Source organism: Streptomyces sp. NBC_01451, assembly GCF_036227485.1.
Classification (GTDB): Bacteria; Actinomycetota; Actinomycetes; order Streptomycetales; family Streptomycetaceae; genus Streptomyces.
Window position 1 is genome coordinate 918,911 of record NZ_CP109479.1, and the last position, 24,570, is coordinate 943,480.

Sequence of the window (24,570 nt, forward strand, 5' to 3'; positions counted from 1 at the left end):
CGGGAGCGGGTACGTGCGGAGGGCGCCCGCCCGGCCGTCTTGTTCGAGGGGCGGTACTCGGGCAGGCACGGGCGGCACCGGCGAACGGCCCGCGGAACATCCCGACCCGCGGGCCGCCCGGATCGTGCCGGCGCTCCTTGGGGGCGTCCTGTCAGTCGTGCGCGACGACGGCGACCGGTGCTGCGGCGTGGTGCAGGACGGCGTGCGTGACGGGGCCGATGTGCGCGCCGAACGCACTGCGGCGGATCCGTCGGCCGACGACAACCAAGGACGCCTCCCGGGAGGCATCGACCAGGTGGACGGCGGGATTGCCGGCCCGGGACTCCTCGACGACCGTGACGGCCGGGTACTTCTCCTTCCAGCGGTGCAGCACCTCGGCCACCGCCACGGCTTCCTGCTTCGCCAGCAGGGCGTTGAGCTCGGGGTCGGCGGGCAGACCGTACGCGAAGTACGGCGGCAGGTCCCAGGCATGGACGATCCGCAGGGGTGCTACCCGACGGGCGGCCGCCTCGAAGGCGAAGGTCATCACCGCTTCGTCGGGGCTGTCGGTGTCGAGCCCGAGGACAACGGGCCCGAACGGGGTCCCGGCGAACGGGATCACGGACGGATCCGCCGCCTGCCCGTCCGCGACCCGTTCACCCGCACGGACCAGGACCACCGGCTGCTCGGCGTGCGCCACGACGGCCTGGCCCACGGAGCCGACGAGGAATCCGCCGACGCCGCCGAGCCCCCGGGAGCCGAGGACCAGCAGTACGGCGTCCTTCGCCGCCTCCGTCAGCACGTCCGCAGGCCGGCCGGGGACCTGATCCACGGTCACGTCCAACCCGGGATGCCGCGACCGAAGCTCCTCGGCCGCCCCACGCGGGATGTCCCACCGGTCTTCGGCCGGGGGTGCGCCGAGGAGCGGTGCCAGGGTCATGGGGGCGGGGACCGTCTCCCGGACGTGGACCAGCCTGAGCGGCAGGAAACGCCGCTTCGCCTCACGGGCCGCCCACTCGGCGGCGGCGCGGCTCTCGGCCGAGCCGTCGAGACCTACGACAACACTGCGGACCATGGTTTCTGCCTCCTCGACGGGGATGTGAACCCAGCGTTGTGGTCCCGAGACCTGTGGTGCAGGGGCCGCAGGTCCCCTGCCGGGACCAGTGGGCCCTGCGTGGCCGGGGCGGTGGGTGTGGCCGGGCGGGCGGACGGCGTCCTGTGGTCGGCGCGTGGTCGTAGTCGGCCTCGTAGGCCGGAGGGTCGGGTGATGTCCCTGCGCCGGGCGCCGCTCGGCCGGTGCCCCGGCCCCGCGCCCCACGGTCGGGGCCGCCACGCCGGCGGATCCGGCCCCGTGCGTTGCCTCCGGACCATCAGGGCCGTACGCCACCGGGCAGCGGGCCACTCGGCCCTGCCGTCGCGGTGGCCCCGGCTGACACCGTGGCACCGGGCCGCACAGGGCCCCGTCCGACCCAAGGAGGTCCTCGGCATGCCCCGTACCGTGACTGTTGGACTTGACGGCTCGCCCGAAAGCCTGGCCGCGGCCGAGTGGGCCGCGCGCGAAGCGGAACTGCGGGGCCTGGCTCTGCACCTGGTGCACGCGTGGGACCGGCAGCCGCACGCCGAGCCGGTGCCCGACGAGGAGGCGCACCGGCAGTGGGGCGACCGGATCCTGCGGGAGGCGACCGAACGGCTGCACGACCGTCACCCGGCTCTGGAGATCACGTCGGAGCAGGTCCGGCAGCCGCCCGTGACCACACTGCTGGCGGCGTCCGGCGACGCCGACCCGCTGGTCATCGGCTCCCGGGGCCTGAGCGGCGTCACCGGCTTCCTCGTCGGCTCGGCCGGGCTCGGCATCGTGGCGCAGACCGAGCGACCCGTGGTCCTCGTACGCTCCGGGGCGCGCGCCGAGGACGAGCACCAGCCGGACGCCGACGGCCGTCCCTCGGCTGCCACGCCCTTCCGGGACGTCGTGCTGGGGCTCGACCACGAGTACCCCGACGACGGGGTCATCGCGTTCGCGTTCGAGGCCGCGGCCCGTCGGGCGGCGAGACTGCGCGTGGTGCACGGCTGGAGCCTGCCGTCCTACTTCGCCGACGGTCCCGGCGCGGATCAGGGACTGACCGGGGAGCTGGACCGCAAGGAGGAGAGCACCGTCGAGGCGGTCCTGGCGCCGTGGCGCGAGAAGTTTCCCGGGGTCGAGGTCGTCGGGCAGACCGCGGTCGGGAGCGCGGCCGGCCACCTGGTGGACGCCTCGGCCGACGCGTCACTGGTCGTCGTCGGCCGACGCATCCGCCACGCCCCGGTCGGCGCTCGTATCGGGCCCGTCACCCATGCCGTACTGCACCACGCGACGGCGCCGGTCGCGGTCGTCCCGCATCACTGACGCCGCAGCCGCTCTGCGCCGTCCGCCGGCTCGCGTCGGCACGCTGTACGGCACGGCCCGCCCACTGACGCTGTCCGACATCCGCCGGCCTGCGCACCGGCGCTTCCGGGACCGCCGCGCCCGACCCGATGCCGTCGACCGGCGGTTCATGGAACGACGGGCGCACCGGTCCGGTCGGCCCTGCCGTGTACCGGGCGAGGGTGTGCTCTCCGGCCTACGGGCGGCGCGTTACCCCGCGCAGGACGTCACGGCCGGCGCCGGGGCACGGGGTGGCCTCCGCGTGCCCGATTCACCCGAACTCCAGCACATCCCTGACGGGGCGGCGGGGCGTGGCGGGGCCCCGTGGGCCGTATCCGAGGCGCAGCACCATCTGCACGTGGCCCGTGCCCGCCACCGGGTCGCGGACCAGCGACCGCAGATCGGAGGTCTCCAACGGATGCGAGGTCAGCGAGGTGGCCAGGTCGGCCGCGGTGGCCTCCAGCAGGACGCGCTCCAGCGCCTGACCGGCACGCAGCCAGTCGGCGGGCGTGTCGCCCGGGGTACTGAGCAGCCCCAGGTGCGGGGTGTGCTCGAAGGTGGTGGCGCCGCGGTCGGCCACCGGCCGGCGTCCGGCGAAGTCCCGTTGTGGAGCCTTCCCGTCGCTGCGGCGCGGTCCGAAGGCGTATTCGGGGACGCCGTCCACGGCGATGTCCGCCTCCGTGCCGAGCCGGGTCCAGCGGTCGAGGTCCACCCTGCGGTCGGGGTCCAGGACATCCCGGCTCTCCGCGTCATCCACCAGGTCGAGCACGGTCTCGGCATGCCAGGGCCCCGCGAAGAGGAGTTCGGCTCCCTCTCGCGCCGCGGCCTCCCTCAGCTCTGCCCGCACCTCCTCAGGCAGTTCCTTGTCGGCGAAGGGATGACGGCTGGTGTGCCGCTGCCGGATCGACTGGTGGAGCCGCGCCATGTCCTCGTCGGGCGACCGCCCGGCCGGATCGGCCAGTTGGACGGCGGCGAACAGCAGATGGTCGCCCGGCTCGGGCAGTAGCCGGACCTCCGGGACCAGGCCCGCGTGCGCGGCGGCGGCACGCAGGTTGAACAGCGCGGCCCCGCAGCCGATGTGCAGCGCCCGGTTGCCGGGGTCGGAACGGGGCATGGCCCGCTCGGGATCGCCGTGCAGCAGAAGCAGTCGCCGGGTGGCGACGAAGTGGAAACGCCAGGGCTGGGCGTTGTGCATGGACGGGGCCGCCGTGGCGGCGGCGACCAGCGCGGTCACCGTCTTCGGATCGAGCTCTCGCAGGGGCATCGCACCCTCCTCACACGCTCGCCACCCACCACCGTAGTACGGCTGCCGGACGCCCACATGACCGGACAGGTGGACCGTCCTGGCCGGCCGGGTGCACCGTCCGGTACGCCGGAGCATCACCTGATGCAACGGGAAGCACAAGGGGCTCGATGTCCCGCAAGTCGGTCCGATCGTCCCTCTTTCCCCTGCCGCCGCGGAGTGACACTGGAGTCAGGCGCGAGCGCCGGATTCCGAACCGTGAGGCTCCCCCGTCCCCACCGGAACGGTGCTCGCGCCAGGGGGACGGCCCCGTGAAGGGCCGCGGGCGTACGTGGGTCGTCGACCGTGTGCCCGCACGGGTACGTCCCCCGTACAGGTCCTCCGCCCGGTCGCCCACCGTCGTGCGGACGCCGATGGCCGGGCCCTGGGTTGCCTCGATCCTGCGAAGTCGGGTCCGGTCGGACCGCGAAGCGGTGACCATCGGCCCACTGCCGGCGCTCGCCGCAGAGGGAACGGTGGGTCACGTGGTTCCCGATCGACGGCGAGGACGAGGAGTTGTGCGATGGCGAAGGCGTATCTGGTGGGCAGCGGGATCGCTGCCCTGTCCGCGGCGGCGTTCCTGATCCGCGACGGCGGTTTCCAGGGTTCGGACATCCACCTCTTCGAAGGGCAGCGCGACATCGGTGGCAGCCTGGACGCGGGCGGCACGGCGGACGCGGGCTACACCATGCGTGGCGGACGGATGTTCGAGGCCGAGTTCCGTTGCACGTACGACCTGCTGGGCGGCATTCCCACTCTCGACGACCCCTCGGTGTCCGTGACCGAGGAGATCCTGGCCGGACACGAGGAGTTCGCCTGGAACGACATCGCACGCCTCGTCGACGGCGACGGAAAGATCGTCGACACCCGCTCGATGGGGTTCTCCGAACACGACCGCCTGGCCCTGGTGCGGTGCCTGGCGGCCCCCGAGGGGCACCTGGACGGCAAACGGATCACGGACTGCTTCGGAGAACACTTCTTCACCACGAACTTCTGGTTCATGTGGTGCACCACGTTCGCGTTCCAGCCCTGGCACAGCGCGATCGAGTTCCGGCGTTACCTGAGGCGCTTCATCCACCTCTTCCCCGAGTTCTCGTCCATGTCGGGCATCTACCGGACCCGTTACAACCAGTACGACTCCATCGTGCGTCCGCTGACCGCCTGGCTCCGCGAGCGCGGCGTCACCATCCACACCGGCTGCCAGGTCACCGACCTCGGCCTGGTGCCCGGGCACCGGACCACCACGGTCGACACCGTCCATCTCTCCCGGGGCGGCCACGACGAGAGGATCGCGGTCTCCCCCGAGGACCTGGTCCTGGTCACCAACGGCTCCATGACCGACGCCTCAAGCCTCGGTTCACACACCGCCGCGCCGCCACCGGCTCCCCACCGCTCGGAGGCGTGGCTGCTCTGGCACCGCCTGGCCAGGGGCCGCGACGACTTCGGCGACCCGGCTGCCTTCGACAAGCACGTCAAGGAGTCCCGCTGGGAGTCGTTCACCGTCACCACCAAGGATCCCGCGTTCCTGGACGCCCTGGAGAGGTTCAGTGGCCGCGAGACCGGCAGGGGCGGGCTGATGACGTTCACCGAGTCCAACTGGCTCCTCAGCATCGTCGCCAACCGCCAGCCGGTCTACCGCGAGCAGCCCGATGGCCTCTCGGTCTGGTGGGGCTACGGCCTCTTCCCCGGCCGCGCGGGCAACCACACGCCCAAACCGATGACGATGTGCACCGGCCGGGAGATCCTCGAAGAGGTCCTCCACCATCTGCACCTCGACGAGGAGACCGCGGCCCGCGCACTGGCCACCTCCACCGTCGTGCCCTGCCTGATGCCGTACATCACCAGCCAGTTCCTGGCCCGCCGCCGCGACGACCGGCCCAAGGTCGTACCCGAGGGATCGGTCAACCTCGCCTTCATCGGCCAGTTCGCCGAGGTGCCCGACGACGTCGTCTTCACCGTCGAGTACTCCGTACGCACCGCCTGGACGGCGGTGGCCCAGCTCCTGCACCTCGAAAAGAGTCCGCCGGCCGTCTACAAGGGGCACCACGACCCCCATGTTCTGGCCGCCGCCCTGGAAACCATGCACCGCCGGTAGCCGCGTGGCCCGAGTGACCGACACATGCGGGTCGCGTCGGTCACTCGGCTGCGCCCGCGCGAGCACCGCGCCATGCCATGCCATGCCACGTAACACCGCCCAGCGGGTATCGGGTCGGCTGACCGGCTCCCGTCCGGTCCGGGTGCGCGGCCTCACGTCGACGGCCACCCTCGTCGCGTCGGGCCGTCCGGGTGGGCGCGGCGCGGGTGGTGTGTCGGGCTGTCCACTGCCGGCGGGACGGGGTCAGGGGGTGCGGGCCGCGTCTTCGGTGGTGACGGGGATGCGCCACCGCAGTCGGGTGCCGCCTTCGGGACGGTCGGCCACCTCGAACGTGCCGCCCAGTTTCTCCGCGCGGCGGCGCAGGTTGGTCAGGCCACTGCTTCGCGTGGGCCGGCCAAGACCGCGGCCGTTGTCGGTGACGTCCAGGAGCAGTTCGTCTCCGGCGCGGACGGCGACCCAGGCGGCGGTGGCGTGGGCGTGACGGACGACGTTGGACAGGGCCTCACGCAGCACGGCGAGCAGGTGCGCAGCGGTTTCGTCGGGGAGAGCGGCGTCGACAGGACCGTCGAACTCGACCGAGGGTGCGAAGCCGAGCCGGTTCTGTGCGGTGGAGGTCTCGTCGAGGACCTGTGCACGGAGGCTGGCCGCCTTCTGGGTGGGCTGGTTGAGATTGAAGATGGTGCCGCGCAACTCCCGGATGGTCGCGTCGAGTTCACCGATGACCATGTGGATGCGTGCCGGGGTGTCGGGATGGGTGATGCGGGCGGTGACGCTCTGCAGCGCGAGACCGGCGCCGAAGACCCTCTGGATGACCATGTCGTGCAGGTCGCGGGCGATGCGGTCGCGGTCGGCCATCACCTCACGGTCGGCGCGGGCGGCGGCCAACTCGGCCTGGGCGACCAGTTGGTGGGTGATGTCCCGAGCCACCGTCGAGAAGCCGATCAGGGCCCCTTCCGCGTCACGCATCGGCGAGACGGTGATCGCCACGTCGACTTCCGTGCCGTCGGCACGGTTCCAGCGGCTCTGGTAGGAGTCGGCGTGCCCCTGGGAACGGATCTGCTCCACCACTGTCCGGAAGACGTCGAAGGCCGAGGCGGACATGAGGGAATCGATCGCCCGGCCGACGATATCGTCCTCGGCGTGGCCGAACAGCCGCTGGGCGCCAGGATTCCAGGTCTGGATGACGTGGGCGGAACCGATGGAGATCATGGCGTCGTCGGACGACGCCACGATGGCCGCGAGCCGGGCCTCGGCGTGCCGGGCTGCCTCCAGCTCGGTGTGCAGGGCTATCAGGCCGCGGTTGGTGTCGTCCAGCTCCTGGCTCAGCTCGTCCAACAGCTGCGCGCGGCGCGCCAGTTCGGCCTGTTGCGCGGCCGCGTCGTCCGTGCCGTCGGCAGTGCGGAGGCCGGATACGTCTCCCATGTCTGACCGCCCTTCACATGGTGACGAGAACCGGTTCATCATGCCACGGCGGTGACTTGGCGGACCACGAGCACGGTGGCGTCGTCGGTGCCCCTGCCGTACTCGCGGTGGAGCACGGCGGCGATGATCGCGGGATGCTGCTCCAGCAGGCGCGGGTGGTCCTCCAGGCTCCAGGCGGAACGAATACCGTCGGTGACCAGGACGAGAGTCGATCCGGGCTCCCACGGGCCGTGTTGAAGGCGAACGGTGGGAAGGGACAGCTGGGTTCCGACAGTGCCGGGGCGGTCCAGCAGGTGTGTGTACCGTCCGCCGGTGAGAACCCGGCCCGTGATGTTGCCGACCGCCGCGTAGGCGAACTCTCCGCGCCCGGGATCTATCAGACAGGCGCCCAGGACTCCGCCTCGGGTGCCGCGCATCGCCCCGTGAGCGTGCTGGACGAGCCGGTCGAGGTCGGTGACGGCAGCGCCTTGGAACGTGGTGATCGCGGCACGGGCCGCTGCGGCGGCTCCCGGGCCGTGGCCCAGCCCGTCGACGACCAGCGCGGCTGTCCGCGCACCGGGCACGACCGCCCAGGCGTCCCCGGATTCGCCGTCGCCCCCGAGGGGCACATTGACCCCTCCGAAGCGCCACCCCGGCTGCCCGGCCGGCGCGGGGGTGCCGAGCCGGGCGTAGATGACGGTTCCGCGGCGGGTGGCGTACCAGTCGAACTCGGCGGCGTTCCGCCGGACGACGTTCAGCCCTGCCTTCAGACCGCCTCCGCGGGACGAAGGCAGCACGACGGACGAGGCTCCGTCGGCCGACGGAGCGAGCGCCCCGGCGGTCATCCCCGGGCCATGGTCGACGGACAGCAGCTCGATCCCGTCGCCGGTGTTCCGGGCCAGGACGTACCCGCCCGGGTGGGCGTGCCGGAGCAGATTGGTGCCGAGCTCGGTGGCCACCAGCTCGGCCACACCCGGGCGCAGCGCGTGCTGTCCGGCGGTCATGCGGGACACCGCCCGGCGCAGGGCGCCGACATCCTCGTCCGCCGCGACGGCATGGCGGCGGTGTTCGCTCTCGCTCAGGGCTGCCTCACCCCTACCGGCCTCACCGCTGCCATTTCACGATCACCACGGTCGTGCCCGACCCGGCGGCGGAGGTGAGAGTCATGTCGTCCACCAGCCGCCGCGCTCCTGGCAGGCCCAACCCCATGCTGCCCCGGGTGCTGAAGCCGTCGGTCAGCGCCGCCTCGATGTCCTCGATACCCGGACCGTCGTCGGTGAACGTGGCCCGCACACCGCGCCGGCCCTGCCGGGACACCTGCTCGACGCCGACCCGGCCACGGCGACCGGTTGCGTAGTTGAGGATGTTGCGGGCCAGCTCGCTGCCGGCCGTGATCAGCTTCGTCGCGTCCACCAGGTTGAGCCCCACCGCCTCGGCCTCGGTGCGCAGCACCTTGCGGACACGGATCAGGTCGGACTCGTCGACGATGTCGAAAAGCGCCGGTTCCCTGTCCGTCACAGCACCCGCGCCGGTCACAGGCGGTCCGTACCGGTATCGGCGCGGCGCAGCCGCTCCAGCAGGGCCAGGCCTTGCTCGGCGTTGAGCGCGGTGTCCAGATGCCCCATGGGCACACCGAGTTCCACCAGGGTGATGGCGACCGCCGGCTGGATGCCCACCACGGCCGCCTGGGCGCCCAACAGCCGGACCATCGCGACGATCCTGGCCAGTACCCGGGCGATGAACGAGTCGACCACGCTCAGTCGGCTGACATCGATGAGCATGCCCGACGCACCGGTGCGTGCGACCTCGCGGGTGAGCTGCTCCTCGATCTGGATCACTGTGGTGTCGTCCAGGTCGCCGTGCAGCGCGACCAGGAGCGTGTCACCGATCTTCATGACGGGAACCACGTCCTCGGTCACCGTGGCTCCCCCGACGTCAGCGCCCGGGCGGCGGCCGCCGCGGTTCCCGCCCGCTCGGCCAGCACCGCCAGCGCCAGCTGCAACGCGTCCTGCAACGTGTTGCGGGAGCGCAGGCGCCCCATGTCGATTCCCAGATGCACGATGGACTGGGCCGTCTCCGGCCGTACCCCGCTCATGATGCTCACCGTCCCCATCAGGGCGGCCGCCTGCACCGTTTTCAGCAGATGCTGGGCGACCTGGGTGTCGATGGTGGGCACCCCGCTGATGTCCAGGATGGCGACCTCGGCCTGGGTCTGCGCGATCTTCTCCAGCAGGCCCTCGGTCAGCCGGGTGGCCCGCAGCGTGTCCAGCGTGCCGATGATCGGCAGCGCGAGCACCTTGTCCCACACCTGGATCACCGGCGTGGACAGCTCCAGGATCTCGTCGCGCTGCCGCAGCAACCGCTGCTCGGTCTCCCGGCGCTCGGTGACGTCCCGGATGGCCGCCGCCACCAACCGGCCCTCGGAGGTATCCAGCGGACTCAGACTGATCTCGACGGGGAACTCCGTCCCGTCCCGGCGCATCCCGGACAGCTCCAGCCCCGCACCCATCGGCCTCAGCCGGGGGTCGGCGAGAAAGCCGGAGCGGTGGCCGACGTGGCGGTCACGGAACCGCGGCGGCACCAGCACCTCGATCTCCCGGCCCACCAACTCCTCGCGCTCGTAGCCGAACAGCGTCCGCGCCTGTCGGTTGACCAGCACGATCCGCGCGTCCGTACCCACGATCACCATCGCGTCGGGGGCCGATTCCAGCAGACCGTGGAACAGCGACTCGGCCCGCGCGCTCTCCGTCACGTCCCGGAAGACCTTGACGAAGCCGGCCACCGCACCGTCCTCACCCCGCACCGGCGTCAGGGCTATGTGGGCCAGGAACCGCTCGCCGCCCTTGCGGACCCGCCAGCCCTGAAACTCCCGCCGCCCGTCCTGGCGTGCCGACTCCAGTTCCTGTTCCACCAGCCCGGCGCCATGGTCCTCCTCGGTGTGCAGTACCGACACCGACCGCCCCAGCATCTCGGGCTCCGTGTAGCCGGTCGTCGCCTGGGCACCGCGGCTCCAGCGGACCACCTCACCACCCGGCCCCAGCTTGACGACCGCGTGTTCCGTGACCGCGTCGAGCATCGTCTCGAGATCACGCAGACTCGTCTGCGGATCCCGGCCGCCTCCTGGTGGCGTCGTCATGCCCGGCCCCGCCCTTCCGCATCGCCGATCCCCAAGCCGGGAAACCTCCTTGGTGGCCCCCCATGATCCCGGCGCGGCCGATGCTACCGCCCCCGCCGCGACCGATCCGGTCATCCGGCACACCGAACCGGCCACGGGCCGGGCACCGTTGCCCGCGCCTCGGCACAGGCGACGGTGCCGCGCGCTGCCTGCCCCCGCATCGCGTATCAGGGACACGCAGGACACCGCGAACGCTCCTCACGGCCACCAGCCCAATGACCACCGCTCCCGAGCAGACGTCGACACGGAGCGCTGGGGACGGTGCACCGACTGCTGTCCACGCGTGGTCGGATGCTCCATCACCCCGGACGCCTGTCGAATGAGCCTGCCGAGAAGTGCTTCAACGGGTCGGTCACGAGCCATACTTGACCTTGCGGGGGATTGTCCCGTGGTGGCTCGGCACGGGAGAGGCCGCATAAAGTGGGCAGCGAAAGCCGGAAGGTCGCGAAGGCCGAGGTACGGCTCAAATGGGACCCCAGTCCCTGGAATCGGCCGCCACACCATCTCGACATCATCGCCGCGACCTACTCTTCGGACGCCCTCTACGGGCAGCCCGTCTACGTCGTCCACTTCGACAGCCGCTCACCGGACGGCACCATCAACATGAGCCGGCACAGCCAGACCGGTCAGGGCCTCGGCTACGTCGAGGCGATGACCCTCGAACTCGACCGCCTCGCCCCCTCCTTCGCCCGGGTCGTCGTCGGCGTGGCCATCCACCAGAACAACGGCCCCAAAACGTTCGGCGACCTGACGAACGCCGGAGTACTGCTCCTCGACGGATACGAAGAGCTCCTCAAGGACGACTTCGCCCACCTCTCCGGATCCACCGCCGTGACGATCGCCGAGTTCACCCGGGACACCTCCGGAACGTGGGAGTTCCACCAGATCCTCCGCGGCTTCGACAGCGACCCCGCAGTCTTCACCACGGAAATGGGCTCCACCCCGGACCCCTGACCCGACCGGCAGCACGAGAACGCGCAACGACCGCACCTACGCGGGGAACCGTCCCCCGCCCCGCCGATCGCCCTCTCCCTCGGCGCCGCTCACCGCGGCGTGCGACTACACGCGGCAAGACACGTGCGGGGGCCCGGCCTCAGGAGGCCGGGCCCGCCTCGGTCCACTCGCCACCCTCGTCTCTCGCACTCGTCTCTCTCACTCATCGGCGATCCAGCGGTCGAACGCCGCCTGATGCCTCTCCGAGGCGGTGAGCAGGTTGCCGTAGACCTGGCGCGCGTCGGGGGCGGTGAGTCCGGACAGTGCCTTGGTGAGTGCGGCGATGTCGTCGGTCTCCACCGTGCGCCCGGCCTTCAGGGCCTCGTCGAGGCCGGCCTCGCCCTGCGCGAGCAGCCGGTCGTAGGTGGCCTGGACAGCCGGATCAGCGAACTCACCGGCCGGCTGCCCTGCTGTCGGGTCGGTGACGTCGTAACGGTCCAGCAGGACGCGGACGACGGTGAGGTGGTTGGTCTCGGCCGCGGCGATGCGCTCGAAGACCCGCGCGTCGTAGCGGTCGGCGAATGCCGTGTACAGGTCGTGCGCGAGCTTCTCCTCCTGCGCCATGTTCGCCAGCGTGGTCTTCTGGGCGGCTGTCAGGGTGCCCTGCGAAGCGAGGGCGGCTCCGGTGCAGGTTCCGTCGTGCCGCATGCCGGCGGTGTCGTCGTCGACATGATGGCGCGCGTGGTGCCGGCCGTTCGTCATCATGCCCTGGGACATGGTCTGCCCGGCCGTCGGTGCGGCACCGCCCGTGCCCGCGGTCACCGGGCCCACGGCCAGCAGGCCGCCGACGGTGAGCACGCCCGCGGCGACAGCCGCCGCGATCCTGGTGTTGCGCTTCATGACGAACCTCCCGCAATTCCCGGGAACGTCCTCCGTTCCCACACCGTCACCGTCGCGCCACGCCCTGCAGTCGGCGTGCTGCGGGTGTGGAGACGGGATGGAGACATCGGCCGGAGGGGTTGGGGCTGTTCGGCCCTCGCCGGGACGTACCCGAGGCGCGTAGATGTGGGGCATGGCCGTCACCGTGCTGGTCGTCGAGGACGAGAAGGAGATCCGCGAGCTGCTGCGCCGATACCTGGAGCGCGCGGGCTACGCGGTGGTGACGACCGCGTCGGGCGCGGAGGCGGTACGGCTGCTGGGCGAGGGGGCGGTCGACCTGGCGCTGCTCGATCTGGGGCTGCCGGACGTCGACGGTGACGAGGTGCTGCGCGAGGCCCGTGAGCGGGGTGGCGTGCCGGTTGTGGTGCTCACGGCCCGCAGCACCGTCGAGGACCGCATCCACGGGCTGCGGCTGGGCGCCGACGACTACGTGACCAAACCGTTCAGCCCCACCGAGGTGGTTCTCAGGGTGGGCGCGGTCCTCCAGCGTGCCCGGGGGACGGTCACCGGTACGGCGCAGGTCTCGTCGTACGGCGGAGGACGGCTGCGCATCGACGAGACCCGGCACGAGGCGGTACTGGACGGCACGGCACTGGAACTGACTCCCACCGAATGGGGTCTGCTGAACGCGCTCGCGGCGGTACCCGGCCGGGTGTACTCACGCTATGAGCTGGTCAACCGGGTGCGTGGCTACGAGTTCGCCGGATACGAGCGGACGATCGACTCGCATGTGAAGAACCTGCGGCACAAGCTCGGGGGCATCGGCCCCGGCCTCGTGGTGACCGTGCTGGGTGTGGGCTATCGGCTGGGGTGGACCCGTGATCCGTGAGACTCCCCCGCCGCACCGTGGCGCACCGGCCCCACCCGCTCGGCCGGCCCTCGGGCTCGGCCCGCTGGGGCGACGGCTGTTCGCCGCGTTCGCCGTGGTCGCGCTGGCATCCGTCGCCCTGCTGACGGCCGCGGCGCTCGTCGGTGCCGACCGCGGGATCAGCAGCGCCCACCAGGCGGATCGTCGGCGCACCGCCGCCCGGGTGGCTGTGGCCGCCGCCGACGCGTACCGGGCCGCGGGCGGCTGGTCGGCGGCCGATCTCTCGGCCGCGCGCTCCGTCGCCGCCGCTGCCGGGGCGGTACTCACCGTACGGAACGCGGACGACGAGATGATGTCCGGCGGCTCCGGAACCATGGACGACCACGGCATGTCCGGATCGGGTCACGGGCATCAGGGACAGGGCACAGGTTCCGGCCCGGGCGCGACCGCGCCCGTGGTGGTCGACGGCGACACCGTCGGCTCCGTGCACCTGGTCTTCTCGGCCGGTTCCGGGTCGGCGGGCCTGTCCGTCGCCTGGGGCTGGGTGGCCGCGGCCGCCGTCGGTGCCGTCGCCCTGGCCCTGGCCGTGAGCTGGTTCGTCACCCGACGCCTGACCGCTCCCCTGGTGCGGGTCGCCGCCACCGCCCGTGCGCTGGCCACCGGGGACCGCACCGCGCGGACCCGCATCGACGCACCCGGCGAGCTCGGCGAGCTCGCCCGCGCCTTCGACGCCATGGCGGACGACGTCGGCCACTCCGAGCAGGCCCGCCATCGGCTCGCCGCGGACGTCGCCCACGAACTGCGTACGCCTCTGGCCTCGTTGCGGGCGGGGCTGGAGGAACTGCGGGACGGCTACGCCGAACCCTCGGCTCGGCGCCTGGCCTCCCTGCACGACCAGGCACTGCGGCTGGGCCGCGTCATCGACGACCTCGGGGAACTGGCGGAGGCCGAGTCGGCCCGGCTCTCGCTGCACCTGGCCGAGGTGGATCTGACCGCCCTGGCCGGCGCCGCCGTGGCCGAGCACGAGGCCGAGCTGCGCACGGCGGGGCTGACCGTACGTATCGTCCCGGGCCCCGCCCCGCTGCTGGTCCACGCGGACGCGGACCGGCTGCACCAGGCCCTCGGCAACCTGTTGAGCAACGCCGCCCGCCACTGCCGCCCCGGCGACACCGTCACCGTCACCACGTCCGCCACGCCCGCCGAGGCTCTGGTCGAGGTGGCCGACACCGGTCCGGGTATCCCGGCCGACGAGCTGCCGTACGTCTTCGAGCGTCTGTGGCGCGGAGCCGGCGCGCGCACCCGGGGTGGCAGCGGAATCGGCCTCGCCGTCGTCAAAGAGCTGGTCGACGCCCACGGCGGAACGGTCTCCGCCGACTCAGGACCGAAGGGCGGGACGCGGATGACCCTCCGGCTGCCCAGGACGGAGTCACGGGGGCAACGGCACGGTTCCGGCCTCGGCGCCGAGCCTCGGGTTGCCCGACAGGCAAATACCCCCAGGGGTATTTGACGCCCCTTCCGGGCCGCCCTACTCTCGGAGACAGAACACCCCCGGGGGTATTTGAGGAGGCAATCAAGTGGCTCGCGAAACAACACAGGAGGCGTTCGCCGCGGCCTGGGCCGACGGCGGGCTCGTGATCGACGTACGGGAGCCGGACGAGTACGCGGCCGGGCACGTACCGGGCGCGCGGCTGATGCCGATGCACTCCGTGTCGGCCCGATGCGGTGAACTGCCGACAGACGAGACGGTGTTCGTGATCTGCGCCGGCGGCAACCGCAGCAGGACCGCCGCCGACCGGATGAACTCCCGTGGCATCGACGCCCACTCCGTGACCGGCGGCACCGGCGCCTGGGCCCGGGCGGGACACCCGATCGAAGCCGGGCACCACGAGCACGCAACCTGAGCGAGCACGCCTCCGGCCTCACCGCAGCCACCGCTCACCGCCCATCAGCCACCAGCCACCAGCCACCAGCCACTGAAGGCCACCCGCGATCCGCACCTCGGCAGGTCGGGAAGGAGCACCGCCTTGGCCACCACCCCCTCACCCTCCGACGCACCGATCACCGGCCGACACCGCGTCGCCGTCATCGGCGGCGGCAGCGCCGGCATCAGCGTCGCCGCCCGCCTGCGCCGCGCCGGTGTCACCGACATCACCCTGGTCGAACCGTCCGACACCCACTGGTACCAGCCGCTGTGGACCCTGGTCGGCGGCGGTCAAGCGCCCCTGCGCACGACACACCGCCCCGAGGGGTCGGTCGTACCCGACGGGGTGCGGTGGATCCGCCGCCGCGCCCTGGCCGTCGACCCCGACGCGCGCACGGTGACCCTGTCCGGCGGCGCCGAACTCACCTACGAGTACCTGGTCCTGGCGCCCGGTCTCCAGCTCGACTGGGACGGCGTTCCGGGCCTGGCCGAGGCGGTCGGACATGACCGGGTGAGCAGCAACTACGCGCCCGAGTACGCCCCGCGCACCTGGGAGCTGATCAAGCAGACGCGCTCCGGCACGGCCGTCTTCACCCATCCGGCCACCCCGTTGAAGTGCGGCGGCGCTCCGCAGAAGATCGCCTACCTGGCCGCCGACCACTGGCGCAGGCGGAAGGTCCTGGACGGCATCCGCGTCATCCTGGTGATCCCCGAGCCGGCGATGTTCAAGGTGCCCGCCTGGTCACAGGTACTGGAGAAGGTGGCCGCCAGGTACGGCATCGAGGTGCGGCTGCGCTCGGAGATGACCGCCGTCGACGGCGACGACCGGACGGTGACCGTCACGGACCACGCGAACGGCACGAAGGAGACCATCGGCTACGACCTCCTGCACGCGGTGCCTCCGCAGAGCGCCCCCGACTGGATCAAGACCGGTCCGCTCGCCGACCCGACCAGCCCCCAGGGGTTCGTCGCCGCCGACAGACACACCCTGCGGCACCCGACGTACGGCGACGTCTTCGCGCTCGGGGACGTGGCGAACCTGCCCACCTCGAAGACCGGTGCGGCCGTGCGCAAGCAGGCACCGGTCGTGGCCGGCAACCTGCTCGACGCCATGAACGGCCGTGCGGCGTCGCACCGGTACGACGGCTACACGTCCTGCCCGCTGGTGACCGCCCGCGACCGGATGCTGCTCGCCGAGTTCGACTACGACCTCAGCCCCACACCCTCGTTCCCGCTGCTCGACCCCTTCAAGGAGCGGCGCACGATGTGGCTGTTCAAGCGGTACGGACTGCCGCCCGTGTACTGGCGCGGCATGCTCACCGGCCGCCTCTGACCGGCCGGCCCGGGCATCCCCCGACCCGGGCCGGCCACCCGCTCCACCCTTCGAACCGGGGTGGACCAGACCCTCTTGCATACCCCCCAGGGTATAAACCCCTGGGCACTTCCGACACGGAGGTCACCGACCATGTTCTTCACCCAGTACTACCTCGACTGCCTCTCCCAGGCGTCCTACCTGATCGCCGACGAGACCACCGGCAGGGCCGTCGTGGTCGACCCCCGCCGCGACATCTCCGAGTACCTCACCGACGCCGCCGAGCACGGTCTCACCATCGAGGCGGTCATCAACACCCACTTCCACGCCGACTTCCTCGCCGGCCACCTGGAACTCGCCGACCGCACCGGCGCCTGGATCGGCTACGGACAGCGCGCCGAGGCCGAGTACCCCATCCGCAAACTGACCGACGGCGAGCGGATCACCCTCGGCGACGTGCGGCTGCAGATCCTCGAAACCCCGGGCCACACCCCTGAGTCGATCAGCGTCCTGGTGTACGAGCACGCCGCCGACACCGTCCCCTACGGCGTGCTGACCGGTGACGCGCTGTTCATCGGCGACGTCGGCCGTCCCGACCTGCTCGCCTCGATCGGCGTGACCGCCGACGAACTCGGCCGCATGCTCTACGACACCGTCCAGCACAAGCTGATGGACCTTCCGGACGCGGTCCGGGTCTTCCCCGCCCACGGCGCCGGATCCGCCTGCGGCAAGAACCTCTCCACCCAGCGCCGGTCCACCATCGGCGAGCAGCGCGCCACCAACTACGCCTGCCGGCCCATGAGCGAGGAGAAGTTCGTGGCGCTGGTGACCGAAGGCCAGCCGTCCGCCCCCGCCTACTTCGTCTACGACGCCATCCTCAACCGCAAGGAGCACAGCCTGTTCGACGCGGCCAGCGCGCCCCGGCCGCTGTCGGCCGAGGAGTTCATGCGGCGGCGCGCGGGCGGAGCGGTCGTCCTCGACGCCCGCTCGCCGCAGGACTTCGCCCCGGGCCATCTGCGCGGCTCGGTCAACGTGCCCGCCGACGGCCGCTTCGCCGAGCAGGCCGGCATGGTTGTCGCGCCCGAGCAGGACGTCGTCGTCATCGCACCGCAGGACCGCGAGGAGGAGGTCGTCACCCGGCTCGCCCGGATCGGCTTCGACAAGGTCGGCGGCTACCTGCGCGAACCAGAGGGCGCCTTCCCCGCTCTGGCCGACGAGATGGAACAGGCCGGCCGCCTGACCGCCGACGAACTGCGCCGCCTGCTGGACGGCGACGAACCCCCGCTGGTCCTGGACGTGCGCAACACCGCCGAACGCGAAGAGGGCTTCATCGAGGGCTCCCTGCACATCCCGCTCGCCGAACTCGCCCGCCGCATCGACGAGACCCCGGCCGGACAGCCCCTCGTCGTCCACTGCGCGGGCGGCCACCGGTCCTCCATCGCCGCCAGTCTGCTCCGCCGGCAGGGCCGCACCGACGTCTCCGACCTGCTCGGCGGCTACGGCGCCTGGCTCGCCCTGCCCGCATCGGCCGACGCCTGATCCACCACCCGCCGGGCGGCGGTCACGGGAACCGGCCGTCGCCCACCCCCACCCGCTCCGAAGACACCAGGGAACCCGCTGATGACCACCCACGCAGACAAACCGAGGCTCGATCCCGCCACCCTGCGCGACCTCACCCGGGACGGGAAGGGCCCACGCCTGCTGGACGTGCGCACGCCCGGCGAGTTCCGCACCGCCCACATCCCCGGCTCCTACAACGTGCCCCTCGACACCCTGCGCGAGCACCGCGCCGAACTCCTCCACCACCTCGACGAGGACGTCATCCTCATCTGCCGCTCCGGCGCCCGCGCCGCCCAGGCCGAACAGTCCCTGGCCGAGGCCGGACTGCCCAACCTGCGCGTCCTCGACGGTGGCGTCATGGCGTGGGAGGCCGCCTCGGGCCCGCTCACCCGCGGTCCGGAACGCTGGGACCTGGAGCGCCAGGTACGCCTGGTCGCCGGGACTCTCGTCCTGGTGAGCGGCGTCGCTGGCCTGTTCCTGCCCGGACTGCATCTGATCGGCACGGCGGTCGGGGCCGGGCTGGCCGTCGCCGCGCTCACCAACACCTGCGCCATGGGCATGCTGCTGTCGAAGCTGCCCTACAACCGCGGCCCGCGCACCGACCTCGACACCGTCGTCGCCGCCCTGCGGGGCACGTCGTGATCGCCGCCGTCATCGCCGCATCCCTGCTCATCGGGATCAGCCTCGGCGTCCTGGGCGGCGGCGGGTCCATCCTGACCGTGCCCATCCTGATCTACCTGGCCGGAATGGAGACCAAGGAGGCCATCGCCACCTCTCTCTTCGTCGTCGGCGTCACCAGCACCGCCGGGGTCGTCTCCCATGCCCGTGCCGGACGCGTCCGCTGGCGTACGGGACTGCTGTTCGGCCTCGCCGGCATGACCGGCGCCTACGCGGGCGGACGACTGGCCGAGTTCGTGCCCGCCACCGTCCTGCTGCTCACGTTCGCGCTCATGATGATCGCCACCGCCGTCGCCATGATCCGGGGCCGCAGGCGGCAGCCGAAGCAGGTTCACCACGAACTCCCCGTGTTCCACGTCCTGTTGGAAGGCATCGTGGTGGGACTGGTGACCGGCCTGGTCGGCGCGGGCGGAGGCTTCCTGGTCGTGCCCGCGCTGGCCCTGCTGGGCGGACTGCCGATGACCGTGGCCGTCGGCACCTCACTGCTCGTCATCTCCATGAAGTCCTTCGCGGGCCTGGCCGGTTACCTCGCCAGTGTCCACATCGACTGGGGATTCGCCGCCCTCGTCACGGCGACCGCCGTCGTCGGCAGCCTGCTCGGCGGCCTTCTCGCCGGACGTGTTCCACAGGACGCACTGCGCAAGTCCTTCGGCTGGTTCGTCGCCGTCATGGGCGTGTTCGTCCTCGGCGGACAGATCGGTCCCGGCCTGCGCCACACCCTGCTGACCGGCCCCTGGACGTGGGTCTCAGTGACCACGGCGGCGGGACTCGTGCTCAGCTGGTACATGCTGCGCGGCTCCGCCGGACGAACACCGGCAGGGGGCGCGATGCCCCGGCGCCACCGGACGGCGCGAGCGGGCGGACCGCCCCGCGTCCCGTCCCCGCCGACACCGTCCGGAGCGATGGCACCACCACGTCGCCATTCGACGCGCAGGAACCCGTAGCGGCACTTGGCGACACGACAGCCCCTCCGGGAACACGGACCCTCCGGACTGCCGCTTCCTCCCTTACGGCGGCCACCCGGCCGGGGCACCCCGCATCGCGGGAGACCGGCCGCGTGCCTGCGAGCGCGGGAACAAGGCGGCCTCACCGGATGCTGCAACTGGTACCCCACCGGGTGTTCAACTCCCGGAAGCCGCACGCCGGGACATCACCGACCCGGCGAAGGAGTGTGAGAACGATGGAGACGACAGGACCTGACCGGCTCCCCACGAACGAGGACGGCTTCCTCGTGACCAGGTGCGGGCGCAGGATTGCCGTGCGCGGCCTACGGCTGGCAGCCGCGGACCGGCCCATCCGCCGGGTCACCCTGGACGTGGGCAGCGACAAGGGGGGCGAGCCGGGGGTGTGGGCGGCGCTCACCGCCGACGAGGCACGCGGCCTGGCCCACCTGCTCCTCCTGCAGGCGAGTCTGGCCGAGCGCGGTACCGAGCCCGGCGGCCCGTCACGGCAGGGCGCTCCTTCCTCCTGACTTCGCCGTCGGCCCGGGTCGTTCCAGGGGCCGCGGGTGTTCCCGGTCGCCGAGGAGTACCGGACGGAGCAGGAGCGCCGAACGCCGGACGGCCGGTGGGCGTCCCAGCGGATGGCGCCGCCTCGTCGCTCGCGCCGCACCGGCCCCGCGGGTGACGAACCATGCGGCGCCGGTGGTGCGTCGATGAGCCCGATGCCCAGTGACGCCTCCGGGGTCGGACACGAGCGGGTGGCCGGGACACCGCCCGCCGGTCGGACGGACCACTCCCTGGCAGGCTGTGGGGCAACAGCAGGTGGACGCGGGTGGACGGGAGAGCGGGTCCGGACGACCGGTCGGTTCCCTTGCGGCGCAGGCGAGTTCGTCCGCGCCCACGATGTACGGATCACCGGGCCCACCGTGCGGCTCGCACGCCGTGCCGCCCGGCAGGCAGGCAACGCGGCGCAGCAATGAGCGCTCCGGGCGGGTGCGCGGCGGGCCGCTCGCTCAGGTGTAGATGATCTGTCCGCCGGCCGCGTGCTCGTAGAACTCGCCGACCGTGATGATTCCCTGGACCTGCTCGACGAGGTCGTCCTTGTCGAGTTCGAAGAGGTCGACCGACGCCTTGCAGGCGTAGATCCCGGCGCCGGTGTCGGAGATCATCTCGATGAACTCGGGGATCGGCGGGATGTCGAGCCTGTCCATCTTGCGTTCCATGTACCGGGTGATCAGGTCCGGCACCCCCGGCATGCCGCCCAGCAGGGTCGGCAGATGCAGGCCGGGGTTGCCGACGGTGGCCAGCTTGATGTGCTCCCAGCGCTTCTTCGTGATGGCGTCCAGGCCGAAGAAGGTGAAGAACAGGTCGGCCTCGATGCCTTCGGCGCGGGCCCCGTTGGCCATGATCAGGGCCGGGTAGATCCCTTCCAGGGATCCCTTGGAGACGATGATCGAGACCTTCTCGATCGTGGCGGTGTCGGTCATGACGGCACGCTCCTTCGGGTCGGACGGGTCAGATGCAGCCGCGGGGCTTGGGGATACCGGCGATCTTCGCGGCCGTCTTCGCCGGGCCTTTGGGGAAGAGCTGGTAGAGCTCCTTGACGGTGACGCCCGACGTCTTGCCGAGCACCCGCACGGTGGGGCCGGTGCCCTTGGTGGTGTACTGCTCGCGCATGAAGCGGATGACCGTCCAATGCCGGTCGGTGAGCGCCTCGATGCCCGCCTCGCGGGCGATCTGCTCGGCCATGGGCTCGGTCCACCGGCCGGGGTCGGTGAAGAAGCCCTCGTCGTCGACAGGGACGGTCGTGTCGCCGTAGGTGGCGGTGGGCATGACGGTGCTCCTTCGGTTCAGGTTCGGACGTGGTGCTTGCCGTGCTCGGGCATCGCCGAGCCGATGCCGGGCAGTTCGCGTCCGGGCAGCAGGCTGTGCCAGTACAGCCACTCGAAGGCGAGCTTTCCGAGGTGGGCCGCGTGCGACTCCTTGAGCAGCGGCAGGCCGACGGGGCCCGGGAAATGGCCGGGCAGCGGCTCGGTGTCGTAGTTGAAGTCGATGAGCAGGGCCTTGTGGAAGCCGGTCTCGACGAAACAGTTGGCATGCCCGTCGAAGGAGGCGTCCAGCGGCCGTCCGGCGAGGAAGCTGCCGATGTTGTGCACCAGCACCTCGCCCTCGAAGTGGGCCACCGAGCCGGCCTTGGAAGCCGGCAGGCCCGCCGCGTCCCCGATGGCGAACACCTCGGGACGGTCGGGGTGTTGGAGGGTGTGCGGATCGACGGGCACGAAGTCCAGTTCGTCGCCCAGGCCCTCGGAGCGTCCGACGTACTCCGCGCCGCCGTGCAGCGGGACGACGACCGCGAGGTCGAACGGCACCTCCCGATCGTCGTACGAGACCAGCCGCCCGCCCTTGCCGTCGACCTCGCCCAGCGTGAACTCGGTGACCAGCTCGATGTCCTTCTCCGCCAACAGGCCGCCCAGCGCCTTCGCGGCGACCGGCTTGGTGAAGGCGCCGTCCAGCGGGGTGGCGTAGGTCAGTCGGACCTTGTCGCGGATGCCGCGCCGCTGGAAGTACCAGTCGGCGAGGAAGGCGAACTCCAGAGGAGCCACCGGGCACTTGAGCGGCAGGTCCGCCACGTCGATCACGACTCGACCTCCGTCGAAGCGCTCCAGGGCGTGGTGCAGGCCGACGGCGCCGGGCAGGTCGTAGAAGGTGAAGACGTTCTCGCCCCAGCCGGGACCGGTCAGCCCCTCGGTCTCCTCCGGCAGCAGCCGGGCTCCGGTGGCGACCACGAGCACGTCGTAGGACAGTCGGATGCCACCGGCCAGGTACACCGTCCGCTCGTCAAGGTCGGCTCGCTCGATCCGGGCCGACTTGTAGTCGACGCTCGCGTGCAGCTGCCGCGGGCGGGAGCGGACGAGGTGGTCCGGGCGGGCGAGCCCGAACGGGACGAACAGCAGGCCGGGCTGGTAGACGTGGTCGTCGTTCTGGTCGACGACCGTGATCCGGAGATCCCGCTCGCCGTAGTCGCGTTGCAGGCGGTTGGCCGTCAGGGTGCCGGCCGTTCCGCTTCCGAGAATCACGATGTGTTTGCCCATACCCCCACTGTCATCCGGCAGATGAGAGCGGGGCATGGGCCACTGGTCCCCACACTGGTACCCACCGGGGTATGTCTCCCCCAGCCTCTTTGCCCCTCCCTCGCCCGGCTCACCCTCCGCGAACCCGCCGATGAAATACCCAGCAGGGTATGCCTTCACGACAGCTCGGACGAGGGCCACAAGGCCCCCGCCGCACCCCGTCGGCCTCTCGATCCGCCGCGCCGTCCGCGATCGACTGGAATCCGACAGCGGTCGACACCAGCGAGAAGGACCCGGCCATGACCGCCGGCACCCGGCAGGCAGCGGCCTCTCGGCACGGACCCGCCACGCGGGCCCGGTCGGCGCCGAAGGTCCGCAGTGGAAGTGCTGGTCACGGCAGGCGCGATCCCCGATGATCGACGCCGCCCCGAACCGGGACGTACAGTACCCCTAGGGGTATTTTCGGAGGAGTCGTCGTGGAACTGCAACTTGAGGGTGCGGACCTGAAGGCCGTGCTGAACCGGCTGCGCCGGGCACAGGGTCAGATCTCCGGCGTCATCCGGATGATCGAGGACGGGCGGGACTGCGAGGAGGTCGTCACACAACTCGCCGCGGCCTCCCGCGCACTCGACCGGGCCGGGTTCGCGATCATCGCGACCGGACTGCAGCAGTGCGTGGCCGACATCGAGTCCGGCCGCAGGAACGGCGAGGACACCGACGCGATGCGCGCCCGCCTGGAGAAACTCTTCCTGTCGCTGGCCTGAGAACTCACCCCGCGACAGCCGTCACCACACCACATCTTCGAGAGTGAGCAGGTACCTCAGAAGGTACTCACCCGGGCCGGAGACTCCTGGGAATCACCTCGGTCGTGCCGCCCGCACAGCCGGACGCCCGTTCGGCCCTCGCGACGACGAGAAAGGCCTACACCATGCGCTATGACCGGACCGTGCAGCTCGAAACAGATTTCGCCACCGCCGTCGCCCGCACCCGCGACGCCCTCGCGGAGCAGGGGTTCGGCATCCTCACCGAGATCGACGTCGCCGCCACGCTCAAGGCCAAGCTCGACCACGACATGGAGGACTACGTCATCCTCGGCGCCTGCAACCCGTCACTGGCCCACCGCGCCCTGGACACCGACCGCTCGATCGGCTTGCTCCTGCCGTGCAACGTGGTCGTCCGCCGCGACGGCGACCACACCGCCGTGCAGGTCCTCGACCCGAACACGATGGTCGCGCTCACGGAACTCGACACGCTGCGCCCGGTCGCCGAAGAGGCCACCCGCCGCCTCGACGCCGCTCTCGCCTCACTCACCACACCCGGCACAGGCAACTGACCCATCGACCGGGCGCCAACCCGGGGGGCCGCCATCGACGCCGCCCGCGATGCCGGTTCCGGGCGACGGCGGCGGACACGGCGGCCCCGGTGCGTGGTCCGGGGCTGGGACACCGAGTTGTTCGGCTGCCCGCCGCCCGACGCGGACCTCCGACGGCCGGGTCGAGCGCGTCAGCCGTTGTCGCTCCCCTCACCTGTGGCGGTCTTGGAGAACCCGTCCTGCCAGGCGGCCTTCGCCCCCGAGTCGCCGATCCGGTAGACGTCCACGACCGCGCCCGCGGCCACCCCGACGGACAGCACCGCCGCCGCCACCCGGACGACCAGCGCGGACCGGGGAGACGCCGACCGGGTCCGCTGCCCTTCTGTCGCGGCCTCTGCCGCGGCCGACCGGCGGGTCGTCCACCAGATCGCCGTGGCCAGCACGAACAGTCCCACTGCCCAGGGCAGCAGTCCGTCGCCGAGTTCGGCGTGCCTGCGTACCAGCGCGTTGCCGTCGACGTGCTCCTCCAGCCACTCGCCCGCCTCCGTGGCCAGCGGCACGCTCACCAGCGTCACCAGGGCCAGCACCGGCAGCACGATCCCCATGCGCCGGGCCGCACTCGGCCACAGCGCGCCGACCACGACCGCCAGGGCGCTCAGGGGGACGAGCACGACGACGAAGTGCACGAGCAGAACGTGTGCCGGCAGACCGTTGACAACGGTGAGGCTCATCAGGGGTTCTCCAGAAGGACGGCCATGAGGA

Annotated in this window: 24 protein-coding genes and 1 pseudogene; 13 read left to right on the forward strand and 12 right to left on the reverse strand. The window is 71.7% G+C overall.

All coding sequences use genetic code 11. From position 1 onward, the window contains the following. Positions 1-151: 151 nt before the first annotated feature. Complete coding sequence (locus OG595_RS04080) at positions 152-1,054, reverse strand: universal stress protein (RefSeq protein ID WP_329267855.1); 903 nt, start codon at positions 1,052-1,054, stop codon at positions 152-154. Between the two features lie 411 nt (positions 1,055-1,465). Here OG595_RS04080 and OG595_RS04085 point away from each other — a divergent pair, with 411 nt between their 5' ends. Next, positions 1,466-2,362, forward strand: coding sequence for a universal stress protein (locus OG595_RS04085; protein ID WP_329267857.1), 897 nt, complete (start codon positions 1,466-1,468; stop codon positions 2,360-2,362). A 289-nt stretch (positions 2,363-2,651) separates the two neighbouring features. Here the strand turns inward: OG595_RS04085 and OG595_RS04090 are convergent, their stop codons facing one another. Further along, positions 2,652-3,644 carry an Acg family FMN-binding oxidoreductase gene (locus OG595_RS04090; protein WP_329267859.1) on the reverse strand — a complete coding sequence of 331 codons (993 nt, stop codon included), beginning with the start codon at positions 3,642-3,644 and terminating at the stop codon, positions 2,652-2,654. 526 nt (positions 3,645-4,170) lie between these two features. Between OG595_RS04090 and OG595_RS04095 the strand changes: the two are divergent. Continuing rightward, a pseudogene (locus OG595_RS04095) lies at positions 4,171-5,757 on the forward strand (oleate hydratase); the annotation flags it as partial. A gap of 243 nt (positions 5,758-6,000) precedes the next feature. Here the strand turns inward: OG595_RS04095 and OG595_RS04100 are convergent. From OG595_RS04100 to OG595_RS04120, 5 genes are all read right to left on the reverse strand, one after another. Further along, positions 6,001-7,179 (reverse strand): PAS domain-containing sensor histidine kinase, encoded by a 1,179-nt coding sequence (locus OG595_RS04100; protein ID WP_329267860.1) that lies wholly within the window; start codon positions 7,177-7,179, stop codon positions 6,001-6,003. A 38-nt stretch (positions 7,180-7,217) separates the two neighbouring features. Further along, positions 7,218-8,162 (reverse strand): SpoIIE family protein phosphatase, encoded by a 945-nt coding sequence (locus OG595_RS04105; protein ID WP_329267861.1) that lies wholly within the window; start codon positions 8,160-8,162, stop codon positions 7,218-7,220. A 100-nt stretch (positions 8,163-8,262) separates the two neighbouring features. After that, a complete protein-coding gene (locus OG595_RS04110) occupies positions 8,263-8,694 on the reverse strand; it encodes an ATP-binding protein (RefSeq protein ID WP_329267863.1) in 432 nt (143 codons plus the stop codon). Continuing rightward, the gene (locus tag OG595_RS04115; protein ID WP_329267864.1) at positions 8,691-9,077 is read right to left on the reverse strand and encodes an STAS domain-containing protein; all 387 of its coding nucleotides are present in this window, start codon (positions 9,075-9,077) and stop codon (positions 8,691-8,693) included. Before OG595_RS04115 ends, OG595_RS04110 begins: the two co-directional genes overlap by 4 nt. Then, a complete protein-coding gene (locus OG595_RS04120; protein ID WP_329267867.1) occupies positions 9,074-10,294 on the reverse strand; it encodes a PAS domain S-box protein in 1,221 nt (406 codons plus the stop codon). Before OG595_RS04120 ends, OG595_RS04115 begins: the two co-directional genes overlap by 4 nt. Positions 10,295-10,753: 459 nt before the next feature. Between OG595_RS04120 and OG595_RS04125 the strand changes: the two genes are divergently transcribed. Next, entirely contained in the window at positions 10,754-11,287 is a 534-nt protein-coding gene (locus OG595_RS04125; protein WP_329267870.1) for a TerD family protein, read from the forward strand. Positions 11,288-11,485: 198 nt separating this feature from the next. Here OG595_RS04125 and OG595_RS04130 read toward each other — a convergent pair whose 3' ends face one another. After that, entirely contained in the window at positions 11,486-12,166 is a 681-nt protein-coding gene (locus OG595_RS04130; RefSeq protein WP_329267872.1) for a DUF2202 domain-containing protein, read from the reverse strand. A gap of 172 nt (positions 12,167-12,338) precedes the next feature. Between OG595_RS04130 and OG595_RS04135 the strand changes: the two genes are divergently transcribed. The 8 genes from OG595_RS04135 (at position 12,339) to OG595_RS04170 (ending at position 19,955) form a co-directional block, all read left to right on the forward strand. Beyond that, positions 12,339-13,034, forward strand: coding sequence for a response regulator transcription factor (locus tag OG595_RS04135; RefSeq protein WP_329267875.1), 696 nt, complete (start codon positions 12,339-12,341; stop codon positions 13,032-13,034). Further along, positions 13,024-14,520, forward strand: a complete 1,497-nt coding sequence (locus OG595_RS04140) for a HAMP domain-containing sensor histidine kinase (protein ID WP_329267878.1) — start codon at positions 13,024-13,026, stop codon at positions 14,518-14,520. The genes OG595_RS04135 and OG595_RS04140 overlap by 11 nt, the downstream gene beginning before the upstream one ends. A gap of 67 nt (positions 14,521-14,587) precedes the next feature. Further along, a complete protein-coding gene (locus OG595_RS04145; RefSeq protein WP_329267881.1) occupies positions 14,588-14,914 on the forward strand; it encodes a rhodanese-like domain-containing protein in 327 nt (108 codons plus the stop codon). Positions 14,915-15,037: 123 nt separating this feature from the next. After that, positions 15,038-16,267: an NAD(P)/FAD-dependent oxidoreductase gene (locus tag OG595_RS04150; RefSeq protein ID WP_329267884.1), complete on the forward strand. Its 1,230-nt coding sequence runs from the start codon at positions 15,038-15,040 to the stop codon at positions 16,265-16,267. Positions 16,268-16,399: 132 nt separating this feature from the next. Continuing rightward, complete coding sequence (locus tag OG595_RS04155) at positions 16,400-17,785, forward strand: rhodanese-like domain-containing protein (protein WP_329267887.1); 1,386 nt, start codon at positions 16,400-16,402, stop codon at positions 17,783-17,785. Between the two features lie 81 nt (positions 17,786-17,866). Next, a complete protein-coding gene (locus OG595_RS04160; protein WP_329267889.1) occupies positions 17,867-18,448 on the forward strand; it encodes a rhodanese-like domain-containing protein in 582 nt (193 codons plus the stop codon). Then, on the forward strand, positions 18,445-19,428 hold the full coding sequence (locus tag OG595_RS04165; protein WP_329267891.1) for a sulfite exporter TauE/SafE family protein: 984 nt from the start codon (positions 18,445-18,447) through the stop codon (positions 19,426-19,428). The genes OG595_RS04160 and OG595_RS04165 overlap by 4 nt, the downstream gene beginning before the upstream one ends. Before the next feature lie 236 nt (positions 19,429-19,664). Continuing rightward, positions 19,665-19,955: a hypothetical protein gene (locus OG595_RS04170; protein WP_329267893.1), complete on the forward strand. Its 291-nt coding sequence runs from the start codon at positions 19,665-19,667 to the stop codon at positions 19,953-19,955. A gap of 483 nt (positions 19,956-20,438) precedes the next feature. Here the strand turns inward: OG595_RS04170 and OG595_RS04175 are convergent, their stop codons facing one another. Genes OG595_RS04175 through sqr form a run of 3 tightly spaced genes read right to left on the reverse strand, consistent with a single transcriptional unit; the run spans position 20,439 to position 22,517 of the window. Beyond that, positions 20,439-20,912 (reverse strand): DsrE/DsrF/DrsH-like family protein, encoded by a 474-nt coding sequence (locus OG595_RS04175; protein ID WP_329267894.1) that lies wholly within the window; start codon positions 20,910-20,912, stop codon positions 20,439-20,441. Between the two features lie 28 nt (positions 20,913-20,940). Beyond that, positions 20,941-21,258 carry a TusE/DsrC/DsvC family sulfur relay protein gene (locus OG595_RS04180; protein ID WP_329267896.1) on the reverse strand — a complete coding sequence of 106 codons (318 nt, stop codon included), beginning with the start codon at positions 21,256-21,258 and terminating at the stop codon, positions 20,941-20,943. Positions 21,259-21,275: 17 nt separating this feature from the next. Continuing rightward, positions 21,276-22,517, reverse strand: coding sequence for a type III sulfide quinone reductase, selenoprotein subtype (gene sqr / locus OG595_RS04185; protein WP_329267898.1), 1,242 nt, complete (start codon positions 22,515-22,517; stop codon positions 21,276-21,278). Between the two features lie 455 nt (positions 22,518-22,972). On the opposite strand from sqr, the gene OG595_RS04190 reads away from it, so the two are divergent. Beyond that, entirely contained in the window at positions 22,973-23,260 is a 288-nt protein-coding gene (locus tag OG595_RS04190; protein ID WP_329267900.1) for a metal-sensitive transcriptional regulator, read from the forward strand. Positions 23,261-23,424: 164 nt separating this feature from the next. Next, positions 23,425-23,829 carry a DUF302 domain-containing protein gene (locus OG595_RS04195; protein ID WP_329282627.1) on the forward strand — a complete coding sequence of 135 codons (405 nt, stop codon included), beginning with the start codon at positions 23,425-23,427 and terminating at the stop codon, positions 23,827-23,829. Between the two features lie 170 nt (positions 23,830-23,999). On the opposite strand, the gene OG595_RS04200 is transcribed toward OG595_RS04195, so the two are convergent. After that, positions 24,000-24,539, reverse strand: coding sequence for a DUF2231 domain-containing protein (locus OG595_RS04200; RefSeq protein ID WP_329267902.1), 540 nt, complete (start codon positions 24,537-24,539; stop codon positions 24,000-24,002). Positions 24,540-24,570: the final 31 nt, after the last annotated feature.